This window comes from Amycolatopsis roodepoortensis, from assembly GCF_014873915.1.
GTDB lineage: Bacteria > Actinomycetota > Actinomycetes > Mycobacteriales > Pseudonocardiaceae > Amycolatopsis > Amycolatopsis roodepoortensis.
In genome coordinates, this window is sequence record NZ_JADBEJ010000005.1 from 437848 (window position 1) to 460318 (window position 22471).

A 22471-nucleotide genomic window follows, 5' to 3' on the forward strand; every position below is an offset into this window, starting at 1 on the left:
AGGCCTCTCGAGGAGGCCTTCACGGAACGAAACGGGTCAGGACTCCATGGCCTTGACGAGCGAAGCGGGCCGCAGGTCCGTCCAGTTGGTCTCGACGTATTCGAGGCACTCCGGACGCGAGGCCGGGCCGAACTTCGTCGTCCAGCCCGCCGGGACCTCGACGAACTCGGGCCACAGGCTGTGCTGACCCTCGTCGTTGACGAGCACCAGGTACGTGCCGTCGGGGTTCTCGAACGGGTTCGTCATTCCTTGTTCTCCTTCTTCGTGGCCGGTGAATCAGCCCGGCGGATGAGCGCGTCCAGCGCGAGGAACCAGCCTTCCGCGAGTTCCCGCACCGAGTCTTCGGTGAGCACGGCCTCCGGCCAGGACCAGTGTGCGCCCAGTTCGGGGCCGCCGGGGCGGTCCTCGGTCACGACGTTGACCGTCAGCGCGTGCGAGACCGGCATCCCGTCGTCAGGGCCGAGTTCGGCCGCCTCGGCCTCCGAGGCGTACGACCAGTCGGTCGCCTCGGGGACACCGATCCGGCCCAGGTAGTTGAACTCGATCTGCGGCTTCGCTAATTTCGCGAGCTCAGGGCCGGTGTGCGGGTCGAGGTACCGGAGCAGACCGTGCCCGATTCCGCCGTCCGGCAGCCCGTCGAGGTGCGCCCGGACCCGTTCGAGCGCCTCACCGGCGGCCGCCCCACCCGCGAACGCGTCGTCGAGGTCGAGGTCGCCAAGGTCCAGGCACACCGGGACGACGCTGGTGAACCAGCCGACCGTCCGCGAAAGGTCCGCTCCACCAGCGAGTTGCTCTTCGCGGCCGTGCCCCTCGACGTCGACCAGCACCGCCTGTCCCCCGTCCCGGCGCCACCGGGCGACGGCGAGGGCGAGGCCCGTGAGCAGGACGTCGTTGATGCTCGCACGGGACAGCAGCGGGGCCGTCCGCTCGGCGGGCAATGTCAGCGACACCTTCTTCACGGTCGCCGCCACGTCCCGGGCGGGGTCGAGCGGCCGGTCCAGCGGGATCGGATCCCCGCCTCCCAGTACCGACTTCCAGCGGTCCAGCTCGCCCGTCCGGTTCTGGGCGGACAGAGCCCGCGACCATCGCCGGAACGAGGTGTCCACAGTGGATAGCTCCGGCGACCTGCCGACCGCGACCGCGTCCCATGCGGAAGCGAGATCCGGCAACAGGATCCGCCACGAGACACCGTCGACGGCCAGATGATGGATCATCAGCAGCAACCGTCCGGGCGCCGACGGCCCCGCGTCGAACCACGTCGCGCTCAACATCACGCCGGCGTCCGGGTCCAGCCGGGCACGAGCCGGTTCGGCGTGCCGCTCGATCAGCGCGAACAGATCACCTTCGACCTCGACACGTTCGATACGGACATCGACGGATTCGGCCACCCGGAGCGCCCAGCCGTCCACCGACCGGTCGAGCCGCGCGCGCAGCATGTCGTGCCGCGCGACGACCGCGCCGAGCACGGTCTTCAGCTGGTCACCGGTCATGCCGGACGGCGTCCGCAGCAACGCCGCCTGGTGGTACCCGCCGATCGGGCCGCCGAGTTCGCGCAGCGCGTGCATGATCGGCGTGAGCGCGACCGTGCCGTCGTCCTCGATGTTCTCGGCGACCTCGGCCAGCGCCTCGACGGTCCGGCCTGCGAAGACGTCGTGCGGGGTGATCTTCAGCCCGGCCGCACGTGCCCGGCTGACCAGCCGCATCGCGACGATGCTGTCCCCGCCGAGGGCGAAGAAGTCGTCGTCGGCACCGAGGTCCGGAACGTCGAGCACCTCCGCGAAGAGCGCGCACAGCGCCTTCTCCCGCGCGGTCACGGGCGCCCTGCCGCCTGCCAGCTCCGTGTAATCCGGGGCGGGCAGCGCCTTGCGGTCCAGCTTCCCGTTGGACAGCACGGGAAGCGCGTCGACCGAGACGAACGCCACCGGCACCATGTAGTCCGGCAGCGCCTCGGCCGCGAACCGCCGCAACTCCTCCCGATCCACAGTGGACACCACGTACGCCACCAGTTGCTTGACCCGCGGACGGTCCTCACGCACGAGGACGACCGCCTGCGTGACGTCCTCGTGCCGTTCGAGCACGGCCTCGACCTCGCCGGGTTCGACCCGGAACCCGCGGATCTTCGCCTGATCGTCGGCGCGCCCGCCGAAGTCCAGCCGACCGTCCGCGGTCCAGCGGGCGAGGTCACCGGTCCGGTACATCCGGGCCCCCGCCGGGCCGAACGGGTCCGCGACGAACCGCTCAGACGTCAGCGCCGCTCGCCCGAGGTAACCCCGGGCGAGCCCGGAACCGGCGAGGTACAGCTCGCCGGTGACGCCTGGCGGCACGGGCCGCAGTGCCGCGTCCAGCACGTAGGCACGGGTGTTCGCGACCGGCCTGCCGACCAGCGGTTTCTCGCTGTCACCGATTCTCGCGACGAGCGCGTCCACTGTGGACTCGGTCGGGCCGTACAGGTTGAACGCCGCGGTTCCGTCCAAAGTGGCCAGGCGACGCCACAGGCTCTCGGGCACCGCCTCACCGCCGACACCGATCACGGCGAGCGGGCACCGGTCGCCGTCGAGCAGCCCCGCGTCCGCCATCTGCGCGAAGAACGACGGCGTGACCTCGATGAAGTCGAAGCCGTCCCGCTCGATCATCGCGGCCAGCAGTTCGGGGTCGCGCCGGGTCTCCTCGTCCACGATGTGCACGGCGTGCCCGTCGAGCAGCCACAGTTGCGGCTGCCACGAGGCGTCGAAGGAGAACGACCACGCGTGTCCCACCCGCAGGTGCGGTTTGCCGGTGGCCTCGACCGCGGGCCGGTGCAGGGTGGCGCGGTGGCTGTGGAACAGGTTCACCACGCCGCGATGCGGGACGACGACCCCCTTGGGCGTCCCGGTCGAGCCGGACGTGTAGATCACGTACGCCGGATGCTCCGGGTCGAGCGGGCGGACCCGGTCACGATCGGTCAGGTCGTGCGCCTGCCGGTCCTCGGTGACGAGCGCGCACAGCGCCAGCGTCTCGATCTCGGCCCGGGGCAACGACTCCAGCAGCTCGGGCTCGGTCAGGATCACCTTGGGCCGCGCGTCGGCGAGCATCGCGGCCAGCCGCTCGGCCGGGTGGTCCGGGTCGAGCGGCAGGTACGCCGCGCCCGCCTTGTGGACCGCGAGGATCGCCAGCAGTACGTCCGCCGAACGCGGCAACGCCAAGGCGACGAAGTCCTCTGGGCCCACACCGTGGGCGACCAAGGCCCTGGCGAGCCGGTTCGCGCGCTCGTTGAATTCGGCGAAGGTCAAGGCGACCTCGCCCGAGACCACCGCCGTCGCGTCCGGTGAACGCCGCACCTGTGCCTCGAACAGGCCGGCCACAGTGGACGGTTCGACGGCGAGTGCCGTGTCGTTCCAGTCCCGCACGATCCGCTCGAAATCGGCCTTCGCCAGGGTGTCGACCCTACCGGCCGGTGCGTCCACATCGGACACCATCGCGGCGAGCACGCGTTCCATCGCGGGGAGAAGCCGCTCCGGCAGGCCGGGGTCGAACAGGTCGGAGCGGTACTCGGCGGTGAGCTTCAGCCGGGTGCCGGGTTCCACCGCCCAGGTGAGCGGATAGTGCGTGGAGTCCTCGTGGCGCACGATCTCCCCGCGCAACCCGGCACCGGTCTCGTCTTCGTCCGCGCCGGGGTAGCTCTCGAACACCATCAGCGTGTCGAACAGCTCCCCCAGCCCGGCGACGCGCTGGATGTCGGCGAGCCCGAAGTGCTGGTGTGCCAGCAAACCGGACTGCTCGTCCTGGACCCGGTCGAGCAGATCACCCAGCTTTTCGGCCGGGTCGAGCGCGATCCGCACCGGGATCGTGGTGATGAACAGGCCGATCATCCGCTCGACCCCGGCCAGTTCGGGCGGGCGCCCGGCGACCGTCGCGCCGAACACGACGTCCGAGCGGCCGGTCAACCTGCCGAGCACGATGCTCCAGGCGGTCTGGACGAGCGTGTTCAGCGTCAGGCCACGCGAGCGGGCCACTGTGGACAGTGCATCGGTCGCCTGCTCCGATAGCTCCAGCGACAACCGCTCCGGCAGGGCCGGGACCCGCTGCGGGTCGTGCGGGACCAGATGCGTCGGCTCGGTCAGGCCGTCGAGCGCCTGCCGCCAAGCGGCTTCGGCCGCCTCCCGGTCCTGTTCCCCGAGCCAGCCGAGATGGTCGCGGAACTGACGGGTGGGCGCCGGCTCGGCCCCGGCGTACAGCTGGGACAGCTCGGCGAACAGCTGCGGCACCGACCAGCCGTCGAGCAGCACGTGCTGGTGGGTGAACACCAGCCGGTGCCGTCCGTCCGGCAAGGCCAGGAGCAGGAACCGCAGCAGCGGCGCGGCGGCCGGGTCGAAGCGGCGCCGGTCGTGGGCCAGCTCGGCCTCGGCGTCGTCGGCCGAGGCCATGAAACGCCACGGAACGGTGACCGAACGCGCCACCAGCGCCACAGGACGGCCGGACGCGAGGTACCGGTAGCCGGTGCGCAGGATGGCGTGCCGGTCCACGAGCGACTGCGCGGCGTCACGCAGTCGCGCCGGATCGAGCGGCCCGTCGAGATCGAACGACACCTGGACGGTGTAGACGTCGGGTCCGCCGCCGTCCATCGTCGCGTGGAAGAGCAGCCCGGCCTGCAACGGCGTCAGCGGCCACACCTCGGCCGTGTCCGGCGCGACGTCGAGGACCTCCGCCTGCTCGGCCGCGTCGAGCTCCACCAACGGCTTTCTGGTCGTCGGCGCGTCGAGCCTCACCGAGCTGACCTCGGCCAGGGCCGCGACGGTCCGGTGCCGGAAGACGTCACGCGGGCTCAGCATCAGCCCGGCGCTCCGCACGCGGCCGACCAGCTGCATCGCGACGATGCTGTCCCCGCCGAGACGGAAGAAGTCGTCGTGGATGCCCACCTTGTCCAGGCCGAGCACGCCGGCGACGAGCGTCGCCAGCAGTTCCTCGCGTGGGGTGCGCGGGGCGTCGCCGGTGACCTCGCCGGAGAAGTCCGGGGCGGGCAGCGCCTTGCGGTCGAGCTTCCCGTTGGGCGTCAACGGGTACGCGTCCAGCACCACGAACGCCGACGGCACCATGTACTCCGGCAGCGTGGCCTCCGCGAGCCGCCGCGCCGCCTCGACATCCGCCTCCCCGGTCAGGTACGCGACGAGCCTGCCGTCGCGCAGGACCACGCGGGCGGAGAGCACGGACTCGATCTCGCCCAGCTCGATCCGGAAGCCGCGCAGCTTGACCTGGTCGTCGGCCCGGCCGAGGTAGTCGAGCGCGCCGTCGGACCGCCACCGCGCGAGATCGCCTGTGCGGTACATCCTCTCCCCGGCCGCGTACGGGTTCGCCACGAACCGCTCGGCGGTCAGCCCGGCCCGGCCGAGATAGCCGCGCGCGAGCTGCGCGCCCGCCAGGTACAGCTCGCCCGCCACGCCCGGCGGCACCGGCCGCAGCCGGGAGTCGAGCACGTGGACCTGGGTGTTCCACACCGGACGTCCAATAGAGACAGTGTCATCGACGACCTCCCAGGAGGTCACGTCCACCGATGCCTCTGTCGGCCCGTAGAGGTTGTGCAGCGGGACATCCACGCGAGCCGCCAACTCCGGCGACAGTGCCTCGCCACTGCACAGGACGCGGCGGACTCCATGCCACGACGGCTCTTCGGCGAGGAACGCCTCCAGCATCGACGGGACGAAGTGCAGCGTCGTGATCCGCTCGTCCCGGATCAGTGCTTCGAGATACGCCGGGTCGCGGTGGCCGTCCGGTTTGGCGACCACCAGCGTCGCGCCGGTGATCAGCGGCCAGAAGAACTCCCACACCGACACGTCGAAACTCGACGGCGTCTTCTGCAACACCCGATCATCGGCGGTGAGGCCGTACTCGTCCTGCATCCACAGCAACCGGTTCACGATGCCCTCGTGCGGCACCATCACACCCTTCGGACGACCGGTCGAGCCGGACGTGTAGATCACGTACGCCGGAGACGACGGATCCACCACCCGCCCCAGACTCTCACCGGAGTAGCCGTCCAAAACCGGCAACTCGTCGAGAACGACCGCGGGCGCGGCGTCTTCGAGCATGAACGCGATGCGGTCGGCCGGGTAGTCCGTGTCGAGCGGCAGATACGCCGCGCCCGCCTTGTGCACGGCATACAGCGCGACGACGAGATCGAGCGATCGCGGCAGCGACACCGCCACCACCGACTCCGCGCCCACGCCCTGCTCGACCAGCCACCGCGCCAGTTGATTCGCCCGTACGTCGAACTCGGCATACGACAGCTCGACGCCCTCGAACACCACAGCGGGAGCATCCGGCGTCCGCGCCACCTGCGCCTCGAACAACTCCGGCAGTGTGGTCGGCGGGACGTCGTGCGCGGTGTCGTTCCAGCGCCCGAGCCGCGTGCGCTCGTCCTCGCCGAGGAGATCGAGTTCGCCGACCGGGATCGCCGGATCGGCTGCCACCTGGTCCAGGACGGCGACCAGCCGCCGCGCGAACGACTCGGCCGTGCCGTGGTCGAACAGATCGGCGCTGTACTCGATGGCGCCCGCGATCCCGTCACCGTTCTCCAGGAACCCGAACTCGAGGTCGAACTTGGCGACGCCCTGCGCGAACTCTTCCTGGACCGCGCGAAGACCGGGCAGCTTCAGCCCGGCCTCGGCTTCGGGCAGGTAGACCACCATCACCTGGAACAGCGGGTGCCTGGCCAGCGAACGTTCCGGGTTCACCGCGTCGACCAGGCGCTCGAACGGCAGGTCCTGGTGTTCGAAGGCGGCGAGGTCGTTCGCGCGCACCCGGGAGAGCAGGTCGCCGAACGACGGGTCCCCGGACAGGTCGGTGCGCAGTACGAGCGAGTTGACGAAGAAGCCGATCAGCGGCTCCAGCCGTTCGTCGACGCGGCCGGAGCTCGGCGCGCCGAGCGGGATGTCGTCCCCGGCGCCGAGCCGGTGCAGCAGTGCCGCGACCGCGGCCTGCGCCAGCATGAACATGCTGACGTCGTGCCGCCGGGCGACCGCGCGCAGGCGCTCGGTGAGCCCGCCGTCGATCGGGAAAGTGACGAGACCACCGCGGTGGCTCGACTCGGCAGGGCGTGGCCGGTCCGTGGGCAGAGCCAGTTCGACCGGCAACCCTGCCAGCGTGTCCCGCCAGAAGCCGAGGTGCGCGGGAGCCGTCGAGTCGAGCAGTTCCCGTTGCCACAGGGCGTAATCCGCGTACTGGACGGGCAAGTTAGTCCACTGTGGAGCGATGCCCGCAGCACGAGCCTCGTACGCCGTGGCGAGGTCCGCCATCAGCGGCCCCTGTGACCACTCGTCCGTCGCCACGTGGTGGATCACCAGCAGCAGGACATGTTCCCGCGGCGAGACGGCGAAGACCGTGGCCCGGATCGGGAGTTCCTCGTCGAGCGCGAATCCGCGACCGGCCTCGGCCGCCAACCGCGTCGGAAGGTCTCCGGCTTCCTCGAAACGGACTTCCGGACGCACGTCGCCCAGGATCCGCTGCGCCGCGACGCCGTTCTCCTCGGCGAACACGGTCCGGAGTGGTTCGTGCCGTTCGACGAGGTCGCCGATCGCCGCGCGCAGTGCGTCCACATCCAGCTCGCCGTGCAGACGCCAGGCGAGCGGGATGTTGTAGGTGGCCGTGATCCCTTCGAGCCGGTACAGGAACCACAACCGTTGCTGCGCGGGCGAAAGCGGCAGTACGTCCGGCCGGTTCCCGGCGCTCAGGGCCGGTTGCGCGGACGGGTCCGAGAGCCGTTCGGCCAGCGCGGCGACAGTGGGGGCGTCGAAGACGTCACGGACCGACACCGTGGCGTCCAGGCTCGCCGAGATCCGGCTGACCAGGCGCATCACCAGCAGCGAATGGCCGCCGAGGGCGAAGAACCCGTCGTCGATCCCGACCCGCTCGACCCCGAGCACGTCGGCGAACAGCGCGCACAGGGCCACTTCCCGCGCGTTTCGCGGCTCGCGGCCTTCGGTGGTCGCGAACTCCGGCGCGGGCAGGGCCTTGCGGTCGAGTTTGCCGTTCGGGGTCAACGGGATCTCGTCGAGGACGACGAACGCCGACGGCACCATGTGCTCCGGCAGCTTCGCCGCCACCGCCTCCCGCAGGCCGTCGGCGGACCCGACGACATAGGCGACCAACCGGTCTTCGCGAGCGACGACCACGGCGCGCGTGACGAAAGCGGCCAAGGCGGCTTCGACCTCGCCGAGTTCGACCCGGAAGCCGCGGATCTTGACCTGGTCGTCGACCCGGCCCAGGAACTCCAGCACGCCGTCGTCCGACCAGCGCGCGAGGTCCCCGGTGCGGTACATGCGCTCCCCCGGGCCGCCGAACGGGTCGGCGACGAACCGCTCGGCCGTGAGACCCGGCCTAGCCAGGTACCCGCGAGCGAGCTGCACGCCGGCGAGGTAGAGCTCACCGGGGACCCCCGGCGGGACGGGGTTCAGCCGGGGGTCCAGCACGTACGTCCGCGTGTTCCACACCGGACGCCCGATCGGGACCGACGGCGTCGTCTCGGCACCGGCTCGCCAGGCCGTCACGTCGACGGACGCCTCGGTCGGGCCGTAGAGGTTGTACAGCGGGACGTCCACGCGTGCGGCCAGCTCGGACGGCAGCGCCTCGCCACTGCAGATCACGCGCCGCAGGCCCGTACATTCGGCGGTTTCCAGGAACAGCGCGAGCATCGACGGGACGAAGTGGACGGTGGTGATCCCGGCGGTGCGGATCAGCTCGGCGAGGTACGCCGGGTCCTTGTGCCCCTCGGGTTTGGCGACGACCAGCGTCGCGCCGGTGATCAGCGGCCAGAAGAACTCCCACACCGACACGTCGAAACTCGACGGAGTCTTCTGCAACACCCGATCATCGGCGGTGAGGCCGTACTCGTCCTGCATCCACAGCAGGCGGTTCACGATGCCGGAATGCGGCACCACCACACCCTTGGGGCGTCCCGTCGAACCCGACGTGTAGATCACGTACGCCGGAGACGACGGATCCACCACCCGCCCCAGAGCCTCACCGGAGTAGCCGTCCAAAACCGGCAATTCGTCGAGAACGACCGCAGGCGCGGCGTCTTCGAGCATGAACGCGATGCGATCGGCCGGATAGTCCCGGTCGACCGGCAGGTAGGCGCCACCGGCCTTGTGCACCGCGTAGAGAGCGACGACCAGGTCGATCGACCGCGGCAACGACACCGCCACCACCGACTCCGCACCCACACCCTGCTCGACCAGCCACCGCGCGAGCCGGTTCGCCCGTGCGTCGAACTCCGCATACGACAACTCGGAGTCCTCGAACACCACGGCAGGAGCGTCCGGCGTCCGCGCCACCTGCGCCTCGAACAACTCCGGCAACGTCGCGACCGGTATTTCACGGGCCATGCGGTTCCACTCGGTCACCCGCGCGTGTTCGTCGCCGACGAGGACGTCGAGCGCCGCGACGGGCCGCTCCGGCTCGGCCGTGACCTGCTCCAGCAGCGACGTCAGCCTGGCCAGCAAGCGCTCGGCCGTCGTCTCGTCGGCGAGATCCTCGGCGTACTCCAGCATCAGCGTGGCGGTGGTGCCGTCGTCGACCATCGTGAAGTGCAGGTCGAACTTCGCCATGCCGGTGTCCATCTCGAACCACTCGGCGGGCAGCCCGAGCACGTCGCGCGCGCCGCTCTGCCGGTGGTAGCCCACCATCACTTGGAAGAGCGGGTTGCGCCCCGGCACCCGGGGCGGGTTCAGCTCCTCGACCACGCGCTCGAACGGCAGATCGCCGTGAGAGAACGCGGCGAGGTCGGCCTCGCGGACCCGGTCGAGCAGGGCGGCGAACGTCGGCTCGCCGGACAGATCGGTCCGCAGCACCAGCGTGTTCACGAAGAACCCGACGAGGTCGTCGAGCGCCGCGTCGGTGCGCCCGGCGATCGGCGCGCCCAGCGGGACGTCGTCCCCGGCGCCGGTCCGGTGCAGCAAAGCGGCCACCGCCGCCTGAAGCACCATGAACGGGCTCGCACCCGCCTTCGCCGCCAGGTCACGCACCGCGGCCGATAGTTCCTCCGACAGCGGGGACTTGACCTTGCCGCCCTTGCCCGTCGGCTGGAGCGGACGCGGGCGGTCCAGCGGCAAGGTCAGCTCGTCCGGCGCCCCGCGAAGAGATTCGGCCCAGAAAGCGACCTGGGCGGCTCCGCGCTGATCGAGGAAGTCCCTCTGCCACAACGCGAAGTCGGCGTACTGCACCGGCAGATCCGTCCACACTGGACTGTCTCCACCGAGCCGCGCCCGATAGGCCGAGGTCAGGTCGTCCAGGAACGGCCGGTCCGACCATTCGTCGGTCGCGCTGTGGTGCAGGACCAGTGAGATCACCTGGTCACGCTCGCCGAGACGCAGTACCCGCAGCCGGACGGGGATTTCCCTCGCCAGGTCGAACGGCGTCCGCGAAAGTTCGGCGATCCGCGCGGCCAGGCCGCCCTTGTCGCACTCCTCGACGGCGAACGGGATCTCCGGCGCGTCCAGAACACGCTGGTAGGGCTCGCCGTCGTGCTCGGCGAGCACGGTCCGCAGGACCTCGTGCCTGCCGAGCACGTCGCCGAGTGCCGCGCGCAGCGCTTCGAGGTCCAGGTCACCGCGCAGGCGGAAGGTCAGCGGGAAGTTGTACGCGACCGCGTTCGCTTCCATCCGGTCCACGAGCCACAGGCTGCGCTGGGCCGCCGAAAGAGGGATCCGCTCGGGGCGTTCGGCGCGGACCACCGGCGGCCGCGCCGGTTCTCCGCCACCCGCGCGGGTGGCCAGTTCGGCCACCGTCGGTGCCTCGAACAGGTCACGGATGGCCAGTTCGGCGCCGAGTTCGGTCCTGGCCCGGCTGATGAGCCGGGTGGCGAGCAGGGAATGGCCGCCGAGATCGAAGAAGTTGTCCTCGACACCGACCCCTTCCACCCCGAGGACCTCGCCGAAGAGCGCGCACAGCGTCTCCTCCTCGGCGGTCTCGGCCGGACGGCTTTCGGCGAGCCGCACCGTCTGCTCGGCGTCCGGGAGCGCCCGGGTGTTGAGCTTGCCGTTGTCGGTCAGGGGCAGGGCGCCCAGCGTGACGAAGGCGGCCGGGACCATGTAGTCCGGCAGTTCCGTCTTGAGCCTGTCCCGCAGGCGCTGCACCAGCTCGCCGCCGCCGCGGGCCGCCGTCGGGCTCGTGGCGTACTTGGCCAGGTTCGTGCTGAGCGAGACTGGCTGATGCACCCCGGTGACCAGCACCTCCGTCTGTCCCTTGTGGACGAACACGGCTTCGAACGCGCCCTCGGCCGACCACGTGCAGTACACCCGGAACCCGAGCCGGTCGCCGAGTTCGTGCACATCCTCGGGCTCCACACCACGGGAGGAACCGAATACCGCGAGGACGTCGATGAGCGGCGCGCCGGCGTCCAGCGCCCTCGTCGCCTCGACCTCCGGGGCCTGCCGGGCGTCCGGGATCCGGCTCACCCGCAACGTTTCCACGCCGGAAAGACGGTCCTCCAGTGCGGCCAGGGAACCCACTTCGTCCCACGACAGTCGTGGCGCCTGAGCGACCGACATCGTCGCGGCGGGTTTCTTCACGAGCACCGCGTCGTAGCGGTACCGGCTCAGCTCGTTGTGCAGGCGGGCCCGTTTGATCCGGACCTGCGCGGCGACGTCCGGCATCCGCCGCGCGAGCGCGGTGAAGTAATCCGGATCGATCAGCAGTTCCTTCTCCAGCGCGGCACCGCGTTCGATCGCGCGCCGCACCTGGGCGACATCGGAGGTCGCGTCGGCGCGGGTGAGCTGGATCGCGGTGTGGAAGGCGCGGGCGAGCCGCAGGTTGCGGACGTCGCCGACGAACAGCGCGCCGCCAGGGGCGAGCAGGCCGATCGCCTTCGTGATCACGTCGGTCAGGTAGTCGACGCTCGGGAAGTACTGGATGACGGAGTTGATCACGATCGTGTCGAACCGGCCGGCGGGCAGGCCGTCGAACACGTGCGCCGGCTGGGCGCGCAGATTCACCTTGGCCGCCAGCGCGGGATCCTGCTCCAGCTCGCGGTTCAGCTTCGCGATCACCGGCGCGGCGAGGTCGGTGCCCCAGTACTCCTGGACCAGCGGCGCGATCTGACCCATGAGCAGACCGGTGCCGACGCCGATCTCCAGCACCCGTTCCGGCTTCAGCTCGGCGATGCGGTCGACGGTCGCCCGCCGCCATTCCCGCATGTGCTCCAGCGGGATCGGGTCGCCGTCGTAGCTGGAATCCCAGCCCGCGAAGTCCTCGGTGAACAACGCCGTCGGGATCTCGGTGTACTCGTCGGAGTAGATCTGCTGCCATTCGCCGACCTGGTCGGCTTCGGCCTCGGCTCGCGCGTCCCCGCTCAGTTCGGCCGGGACGACGTAGCCGATGAGCCGTTGCAGACCGGGCGCGGACGGGTCCGGCCGCGCGATGACGGCGGCCTGCGCGACCTCCGGGTACCGGCTGAGCGCGGTCTCGATCTCGCCGAGTTCGACGCGGTAGCCCCGGATCTTGACCTGGTCGTCGGTACGGCCGAGGAAGTCGAGGTTGCCGTCCGGACGGCGGCGCACCAGGTCACCGGTGCGGTACATCCGCCCGCCGCCGGGCACGAACGGGTCGGCGACGAACCGTTCGGCGGTCAGGCCGGGACGGCCGAGGTAGCCGCGGGCCAGGCCCTCGCCCGCGATGTAGAGTTCACCCGCGACGCCGTCGCGGACCGGCCGGAGCCACGCGTCGACGATGTAGGCGCGCGTGTTCCAGATCGGCTTGCCGACGGTCGGGGTGTCGCTGTCGGTCGTGCCGCCGCCGAGCGTGTTGATCGTGTATTCGGTGGGTCCGTACAGGTTGTAGCCGTACGTCCCGTCGGTGTCCCGCAGCCGGTTCCACACCGACTCGGACACCGCTTCGCCACCGAGCAGGACGAGCGCGGGCCGGTGCCCGTCCAGCAGCCCCTCCTCGATCAGCAGGTGCGCGTACGTCGGAGTCACGTTGACGACGTCGACCTCGTGCTCGTCGCAGTACGCCACGAGCGCCCGCGCGTCCCGCCGCAGTTCCTCGTCGCAGACGTGGACTTCGTGCCCTTCCACGAGCCAAAGCAGTTCTTCCCACGACATGTCGAAGGCGAACGACACGGTGTGGGCGATCCGCAGCCGCCGTCCGCCCGCGGACGCGATGGCCGGGGCGAAGATGGCACCCTGGTGGTTGAGCTGCATGTTCGTCAGGCCGCGGTACGGCGTGACCACACCCTTGGGCTTGCCGGTCGAGCCCGACGTGTAGATGACGTACGCCGGGTGCTCCATGCGGTCCGCGCGGCTGCGCGCGAACAGCGGGCGTTCGGCGTCGGAGATCGGGCCGTCGCCGAACGCCCTGTCTTCGTGGTCGTCGACGAGGATCCGCGACGTTGTGCCGGGAATTGTCGCCGAGACGTCCTTTGTGGACACCAGGCACAGCGGCCTGGCGTCCTCCAGCATCACCGTGAGCCGCTCGACCGGGTAGTCGAGCTCCAGCGGCAGGTACGCCGCGCCGGTCCGCAGCACGGCGAACAGCGCGACGACCATGTCGATCGACCGCGGCAGCCCGAGCGCGATCACCTGCTCAGGTGCGGCCCCCTTCGCCAGCAGCAGCCGTGCCATCCGGTTGATGCGCGCGTCGAGTTCGGCGTAGGTCAGCTGTTCTTCACCGAACACCAGGGCTGTCGCGTCCGGAGTCCGCTCGGCCTGGACGGCCAGCAGGTCGGCGATCGTGTCCTCGACGACGGGGTGCTCGGCCTCGGCCCAGTCCGCCTCCAGCGCGGCACGGTCATCTGCGGATACCGTCGCGAGCGCGGCGACCGGTTTCGCCGGGTCGTCCACGATCTGCGCGACCAATGACGTGAACCGGTCCAGCACCGACGCGGCCTCGGCGGCGTCGATCACGTCGTCCCGATAGGACACCGTGATCCGGATTTCCTCGCCCGGGGTGACCACCAGCGTCAGCGGGTAATGCGTGGCGTCGATGTTCAGCAGTCCGGTGATGCCGTGCCGGTGGCGCAGGCCGTCGCGCCGTTCGTCGCCGTCGGCGTTGCGCAGCACGAAGAGCGTGTCGAACAGAACGCGATGCCCGGCTTCCCGTTGCAGGACACCGAGGCTCATGAACTCGTACGGTGTGAGATCCATGCGCTCGGATTGCAAGCGCCGCACCAGGTCCAGGACGGATTCGGCCGCGTCGAGCCGCACCCTGGTGGGTACGGTGTTGAGGAACAGCCCGATGGTGTTCTCGATGTCGGGCACGGCGGCGGGCCTGCCCGCGACCGCGGCGCCGAAGACGACGTCGGTCCGCCCGGTCATGGTCGACAGGACCAGGCCCCAGGCGGCGTTGAGCACGGAGTTGACGGTCAGGCCGTGCCTTCTGGCCTGCGCACGCAACCCACGTCCCAGCTCCGGCGGGAGCACGGTGTCCAGGTTGACCGGGGTCGCCGGCACCAGGTCCCGGCCTTCCGGTCCGATGACCGTCGGCTCCGCGAGACCGGACAGCGCCTCGCGCCACGCGTTCGTGGCCGCCTCGATGTCCTGCCGGTCCAGCCAGCGCAGGAAGTCCACATAGGACCCGGCGGCGGGGAGGGCACGATCGTCGCCGCCGAGGTCGTACAGCGCGAACAGCTGCTCGATGAACAGCCACGCGGACCAGCCGTCCCAGAGCAGCAGATGCCGGTTCAGCACCACACGGTCGCGTCCGTCGCCGAGCCTCACCAGTTTCAGGCGGAACAGCGGCGGCGCCCCGAGGTCGAACCGGGTCGCGCGGTCCTCGGCCATCAAGGCGTCGAGGCGTTCCTGCTGTTTGTCTTCGGGCAGCGCCGAAAGGTCCACTTCGGACACCGGGGGTTCGACCTCGGCCGCCACGAACTGCACCGGCCCGCGCAGCCCCTCGCTGGTGAACCCGGCGCCGAGACTCGGGATCCGCCGGAGCAGCGCGGAGACCGCCGCTCGCAGCCTTCCGGCGTCCAGGCGCTGATCGAAGTCGATCGCCTCCTGGATCGTGTAGATGTCGACCCGGTCGGAGTTGTAACTGGAGTGGAAGAACAAACCTTCCTGCAGCGGCGACAGGGGCCAGACGTCGGCGACGGGCACCGGGCTGACCCGCTCGACACGGGCGATCTCCTCCTGCGTCAGCGACACGAGTTCGAGGTCGGACGGCGTGAGGCCCACCGGCGCGTCCGTGTCCACCGCCGCCAGCTCGCGCATCGCCACGAGCCAGCGGTCGGCATGCGCCGCACCCGCTCCAGCGAACGTCGCCGTCAGCCTCGGCCCGTCCGCGGTCTCCTCGCAGGCGACACCGATCCGCAGGGCGTGGTCTCCGGACGGTGGCACGGCCGTGTGCCCGGCGACCTGCCAGTCCCCCGGCCCGGCCGGGATACGGCCGTCGTAGCGCAGCGCGATCCGCGGCTTCGGGAGCCCGGCGAGCAACGGTCCGGTCTGGACGTTGAGGTACCGCAGCGGGCCGTAACCCTCGGGCGTCTTCCGGACGGTCTCCTTGACGGCCTTGAGCATCGCGAGCGGTTCGCCGGTGGCGGTGATCCGCACCGGACGGACAGACGTCAATGCGCCGACCGTGTCGGAGCTGTCCACCCTGCCGTGGAGATCGACGAGCAGTTCACCGTCGACAGCGACTTTCAGCGCCGTCAGGAGGACGTCTGTCACGTCACCGTGAACGGCCGACGGGAGCGCGCCGACGAGCGTCCGGGTGTCCTCGACGGACAAGGTGATGCGACGTTCGGCGACGTCGCCGGAGATCTCGGCTGAGCCGGGCGCCAAGGCCTCGGTCCACTGCTCGATCTCGCCGAGCAGCGCGGGATCCTGCGCTTCGTCGGTGGTCCGGCGGGCGATCGTGCGCAGCGACGTCCGCAGCGGGGTGAACACCGGCGGGCGGCCATCGGTCACGGCCTGCCAGCTGATCGCGAGATCGGCCGCCAGCGTCGTCCAGCTCCGCGCGTCCAGCAGGACCGGATGCGCGACCAGGAGCAGTCTGCCCGGTTCGTCGAACCAGACGGCCTGCAGCAGGTTGTCCGGCAACCGGTCGACGGCGTCGCGGTACTCGTCCTCCACGGATCCGGTCGCGTGCCGAAGAAGATCCGCCGCCTGCACCGTCCCTTGTGGACGGATTTCGAGCGACCACAGGACCGAGGCGACCCGCGACAGTTCCAGCCGCAGGCCGTCGTGGTGGTCGAGCACGAGTTGCAGGGCGGCGGCGAGCGTCTCGACGTCGGCCCCGGCGGGCGCGTTCAGCAGCACGGACTCCGGCTGGATCGCGTCGCCGAGCTCCCGCAGCCTGAGCGCTTCGGGAAGGAGAGGCAGGGCGCCGACACCGTCGGCGACGGCCGCCGACTCGGCAGGTGCGGCGGAGGCGGCGAGCGCGGCCGGGGTCCGGAGCTCGAAGACGTCCTTGGGGCTCAGTTCGAACCCGGCCCGCCGGGCGCGGCTCGACACGGCGATCGACGAGATGCTGTCGCCGCCCAGCAGGAAGAAGTCGCCGTCGGCACCAACAGAGTCCAGGCCGAGGACGTCCGCGAAGATCCGCGCGAGGGTCCGTTCCTGATCACTCTCCGGGACGGTGGCGGCTTTTCCGACCTCGGGCGCGGGCAGGGCGCGGACGTCGAGTTTTCCGCTGGGGGTCAAGGGGAATTCGTCGAGCACGACGAACGCCTGCGGCACCATCGGCGCCGGCAGCGCCTCGCTGACGGCGGCACGCAGCCGCTCCGGGTCCACATCGCCGACGACGTAACCGACGAGCGCGCCGTCCTTCGCGACGACCGTGGCGGCCGTGACCTCCGGCAGCGCGACGAGGACGGCTTCGATCTCGCCGAGTTCGATCCGGTTGCCGCGGATCTTCACCTGCCGGTCGGTGCGGCCGAGGTACTCGATCTCGCCGTCGGCGCGGCGCCGCACCAGGTCGCCGGTCCGGTACAGCCGCTGCCCGGGTTCGCCGAACGGGTCGGCGACGAAGCGTTCGGCGGTCAGGCCGGGCCGTCCGTGATAACCGCGGGCCAGCTGGACACCGGCGAGGTACAGCTCGCCTGCCACGCCGTCGGGTACCGGACGGAGACAGCCGTCAAGGACGTGCACCCGCGTGTTCCACACGGGACGGCCGATGGGCACGGTGGCGCCCTCGGTACCTGTGCTGGCGAAGAACGTGACGTCCACAGCCGCCTCGGTGGGGCCGTAGAGGTTGTGCAGCGGAACGCCGGTGAGCGAACGCCATCGCGCGGCGATCTCGCCGGTCAGCGCCTCGCCGCTGGAGAACACCCGGCGCAACGATCCGAGCTCGCCGGTGACCTCGTCGCTGCCGAGGAACGCGGCGAGCATGGACGGGACGAAGTGCAGGGTGGTGATCTGCCGTTCCCGGATCACCCGCGCGAGATACGCGGGGTCGCGGTGACCGTCCGGCTCCGCCAGGACCACCGCGGCGCCCTCGCACAGCGCCCAGAAGAACTCCCACACCGACACGTCGAAACTCGACGGAGTCTTCTGCAGCACGCGGTCATCGGCCGTGAGCCGGTACTCGTGCTGCATCCACGCGAGCCGGTTGACGATCGCGCGATGCGTGACGGCCACGCCCTTCGGCCGCCCGGTCGATCCGGAGGTGTAGATCAGGTAGGCGGTGTTGTCCGGTCCGGCGGCCGCTCCGGGGACGTCATCGACGGGTTCGCCGGCGACGGGGACCTGCGTCAGCCCGTCGACGACCGGGATCCGCGCGGCCGTGCCGGGTTCGGAGAGCACGAGACGCGCACCGGAATCGGCCAGCATGTACTCGAGCCGGTCGGCCGGGTAGTCGAGGTCGATCGGCAGGTAGGCGGCCCCGGCCTTGAGGACACCCAGCAGCGCGACCATCAGCTCGGCCGACCTCGGCACGGCGACGGCGACGACCACTTCGGGGCCCGCGCCCAGGGAGCGCAGCCTGCGAGCCAGGTTCTCGGCGCGGGCGTCGAGGTCCGCATAGGACAGTTCGGTGTCCCTGAAGATCACCGCCGTCGCGGACGGCGTCTTGGCGACCTGCTCGGCGAAGGCCTCGGCCAGCGTTCGCTCGGGCACCGGATGCGAGGTCGCGTTGAGCTCGGCCAGACGGCCGCGTTCGGCCGGCGACAGCAGGTCGAGGGCGGCGACCGGCAGTTCGGGGTTCGCGGTCAGTGTCTCCAGCAGGCGGGCGAACCGTTCGGCGAGCTGTCCGGCCGCGACCGCGTCGATCCGCGCGGCGTCGAACTTGAGGCTGAACTCCAGGTCTTCACCCGGTGTCACGATCAGCGCGACCGGGAAATGCACCGCGTCGGTGACCTCGACGCCGGTGAGCCGGACGGTTCCGGACGCGCGTTCGCCGTCACGCGGGAAGTTCTCGACGACCACGAGGGTGTCGAACAGTTCTTCCTGCCCGGCACCGGCGATGCGCTGCAGTTCGCCGAGGCCGAGATGCTGGTGGTCCAGCAACGCCGCCTGCTCGCCTTGCAGCCGCCGCAGCACGGCGGCGACGGTCTCGGCTCCCGACCAGCGCAGCCGCACCGGGACTGTGTTGATGTAGAGGCCGACGGCCGACTCGATCCCGGCGGCACCGCTGTCGCGGCCGGAAACCGTGCTGCCGAACAGCACGTCGTCGCGGCCGGTGAGCCCGCCGAGCAGGAGACCCCACGCGCCGTGCAGCACGGTGCCGAGGGTGAGCCCGTGCACGCGAGCCATGTCCGACAACGCCTTCGTCGCCTGCTCGCCGAGGTTCAGGTGCAGCCGCGACGGCTGCCTCGCAGGCCCTGGCTGCCCCTCGATCAGCCGAGTGGGTTCGTCCGCTCCGGACAATGCCGCGCGCCAGGCTTCGCGCGAAGCCTCATGATCACGGGACGCGAGCCGCCGCAGGTGGTCGGCGCGGGTGTCCGGCTCCGGGCCCGTGTTCGCACCTTCGTAACCCGCCAGCAGTTCACGGAGCAGCACCACGACCGACCAGCCGTCGGCGATGATGTGGTGGAACGTCAGTGCCAGCTTGGCATGACGCTCGCCGAGCCGGGTGAAGGTCGCCCGCAGCAGGGGCGGCCGGGCGAAGTCGAACCGGCGCGCGCGGTCGGCCTCGAAGGCTTCCGCGGCGTCTTCGGCGGCCACCTCGCGCCAAGGCAGTTCGGCGTGCCGGGTCACCGTCTGGACGACCTGGCCGCCGTCGAGCTGCCGGAAACCGGACCGCAGGGACGAATACCGGTCCAGCAGGGCCTGCGCCGACCGGCGCAATGCTTCGGCGTCGATGTCGCCTTCGAGGTCCAGCACCTCCTGCACCGTGTAGATGTCCGCGGCCTGGCCGCCTTCGAACTCGGCGTGGAAGAAGAATCCTTCCTGCAACGGCGTCACAGGCAGGACGTCGGCGTACTCGGCGAGCGACGCCCGCTCCGCGCCGGTCAGCTCCAGCAACGGCCGCTCATCCACAGTGGACTCGGCGACGACGGCCTCCGCACAGGTGGCAAGCGCCTCGGGAGTCCGGTGCTGGAACACCTGACGCGGGGTGATGGCGAGACCGTGGTCCGCCGCGCCCAGCACCAGCCGGATGGACAGGATGCTGTCGCCACCGAGCGAGAAGAAGTCGTCGTCGGCACCGAACGAAGCCAGACCGAGGACTCGCGCGGCGACGTCGCACAGGATCCGCTCGCGCTCGGTGCGCGGCGCGCGTCCGGTGGCGGCGGCGCCGAAGTCCGGGAGGGGCAGGGCGGTGCGGTCGAGTTTGCCGTTCGGCATGATCGGCAGCCGCTCGAGGTCCACGAACGCGGACGGCACCATGTAGTGCGGCAGCGCCGATTCCGCGTGGGCGCGCAGGTCCTTGAGCAGCGACGGAGACGCGTCCGTGGCCGGGACGACGTACGCCACCAGCCGCCGGTCGCCCGGCTTGACCTCGCGGGGCACGACGGCGATCCGCTCGACCCCGGTGAACGTGGCGAGCGCGGACTCGATCTCCCCCGGTTCGATCCGGAACCCGCGGATCTTGACCTGGTGATCGGTCCGGCCGAGGAAGTCGAGATTGCCGTCCGCACGCCAGCGGACCCGGTCGCCGGTGCGGTACATCCGCGCGCCGTCACCGGCGAACGGGTCGGCGACGAAACGTTCCGCCGACAGTCCAGGACGGCCCGCGTAGCCCCGCGCGAGACCGCGCCCGCCGACGTACAGCTCCCCCTCGACGCCGACCGGGACCGGCCGCAGCGCGGTGTCGAGGACATAGCAGCGGGTGTTCGGATCCGGGACGCCGATCGGGATCGGCGCGTTCCAGCCGGGTTCGGCCGCCCACAGCGTCGAGTTCACCGTCGCCTCGGTCAGCCCGTACGCGGCGACGACCCGCAGGTCTTCGGCCCAGCGCGCGATCAGTTCCGGCGGGACGGTCTCGGTGCCGACGATCAGCACCGCGCCCTTCGGCAGTTCGCAGTCCGAGGGCAGCGCCGCGACCAGCGACGGCGGCAGGATCATATGCGTCGCCGCGTTGTCCGCGATGTAGCCGGTCAGCTCGACGCCCGCGACGCGGCGATGCGACGGGACCACGATCAATGTCCCGCCGACGCACAGCGACATGACCAGATCCCAGACCGTCACGTCGAAACCGGTGGAGGCGAACTGCACCACCCGGCTGTCCTCGCCGATGCCGATCCGCTCGGTCGCCGTACTGATCAGGCTGCCGATCCCGTCGTGGGACAGGACCACACCCTTCGGCCTGCCCGTCGAACCCGACGTGTAGATGACATACGCGGCCTGGCTCAGCGCGATCCCGCTCACGTCCACAGTGGACGAATCGAGGGCCGCCAGCTCGGCGGCGGTCTCGGGATCGTCAAGAAGGATCCGCTCGACGTCCACGCCGGACGGCAGCTGCTCGGCTTCCTCCACAGTGGACACCACGATCTCCGCACCCGCGTGCGAAAGCATGTACGCGAGGCGATCCTCGGGATGGTCGAGGTCGAGCGGGAGATACGCGGCTCCGGCCTTCATCACGCCGAGCAGCGCGACGACGAGATCGGCCGACCGCGGCATCGCCACGCCGACGACGTCTTCGTCACCGACGCCGCGTCGCCGCAGCAGCCGGGCGAGCCGGTTGGCGGCGGCGTCGACCTCCGCGTAGGTCATCCGGACGTCCTCGCAGACGACGGCCTCCGCGTCCGGCTTCCGCGCCACGACCCGGGCGAACGCCTCGGGCCACGAAACCTCCGGCGACTCCGCGACCGCCGTCCCGAGCGCCAGGACCCGGTCGCGTTCCTCGGCGGAGAGCAGGTCGATCGCGGCCAGTGGCAGGTCCGGCCCCGCCACCAGGGCGTCCAGGACCGCGGCGAACCGGCGGCGGTGATCGGCGAGTTCGTCGTCGGAGGACACGGATTCGTCGGCGTCGAAGTCGAACCGGAGCCCGCGTCCCTCGCCGGCGTCGTACACGGCGATGGCGACGTCGCTGATCGGCCCGAGTTCGAGGTTGTGCACCGTCGCGCTCGCGGCGCCGAACGCGAGCTCGCCGTCCACCGCCATGTAGTTCACGCTCAGCCCGACGAGTTCGTGCACCCCGCCGCTCGCGCCGAGTTCGCGCGCGAGGTCCTCGCCGCGGTACCGGCTGTGCTCCAGCAGCGCGGACACCTTCTCCGCGACCTGGGCGACGAGCTGCGCCGGCGTCGTCTCCGGGCGCACCGCCAGGCGCAACGGCAGGACGTTGGAGACCATGCCCGGCTGTTCACGCAGGGCGCGGGTGGTCCGCGCGGTGACCGGCAGGCCGAGGACGACGTCTTCGGCTCCGGTCACCCGGTGGGCGTACGCCGCCACCGCGGCGATCGCGACACGGGACAGCCTCGTTCCCGCGTCGAGCGCGAACTTCCGCAGGCGACCCGCGTTCGCCGCGGACAGCTCCCACGAATGCCGCCGGAGCCGGATCCGGCCGGACGATGCGCGGCCGAGCAGCCGCACCGGGTTGGGCCTGCCCGCGAGCTCGGCGGACCAATAGTCGCGGTCGGCTTCCGCGCCGTAGCGCGGCTCGGCCAGCCCCGAAAGCGGCCAGGAGACCTCCTCGGCGGTGCCCGAGTAATGGGCCGCCGCGCGACGGGTCAGGACGGCCTGGCCGTGCGCGTCCATCACCAGATGGTGGTAGCGCTGGAACCAGCGGACCCGGTCCGCGGCCAGGACGAGCAGCGTGTGCGCGGTGAGCGGCCCCCGGGCGGGGTCGGTCACCACGGCGAGCTCGGCTCGCGCCCACTCGTCCGCGGCCCGCTCCGGATCGGGCTCACCGGTGAAGTCGAGGACCGCGACCTCACCGGGGGCGACCGGACGCTGGACCGGCGTGTCGCCGTCCAGCTCGACCGTGACGTGGAGGCATTCCGCCTCCGCGACCGCCCGCCGGACGGCTTCACCCAGGCGGGCGATGTCGACGTCGCCGCGAAGCTCGGCGACCCAGCCGATCGTGTAGACCGGGTCGGCCGGGTCGAGCTGCTGCGCGAGCCAGATCCCCTGCTGTGCCGGGGTCAGGGGAAAGCCGCGGTTCATCGGGTCGCCTCCACCGTTCAGAG

The 22471-nt window shown here is 71.0% G+C and carries 2 protein-coding genes; both read right to left on the bottom strand.

Annotated elements, in window-relative coordinates; all coding sequences use genetic code 11:
- Nucleotides 1–36: 36 nt before the first annotated feature.
- Entirely contained in the window at nt 37–246 is a 210-nt protein-coding gene (locus H4W30_RS21620; protein ID WP_007029404.1) for an MbtH family protein, read from the bottom strand.
- Nucleotides 243–22448, bottom strand: a complete 22206-nt coding sequence (locus H4W30_RS21625; protein WP_192744513.1) for a non-ribosomal peptide synthase/polyketide synthase — start codon at nt 22446–22448, stop codon at nt 243–245. The genes H4W30_RS21620 and H4W30_RS21625 overlap by 4 nt, the downstream gene beginning before the upstream one ends.
- Nucleotides 22449–22471 lie beyond the last annotated feature (23 nt).

Bases quoted from the DNA above. Each gene is read 5' to 3' on its own strand.
- H4W30_RS21620 (WP_007029404.1), bottom strand. From the start codon at position 246: ATGACGAACCCGTTCGAGAACCCCGACGGCACGTACCTGGTGCTCGTC.
- H4W30_RS21625 (WP_192744513.1), bottom strand. From the start codon at position 22,448: ATGAACCGCGGCTTTCCCCTGACCCCGGCACAGCAGGGGATCTGGCTC.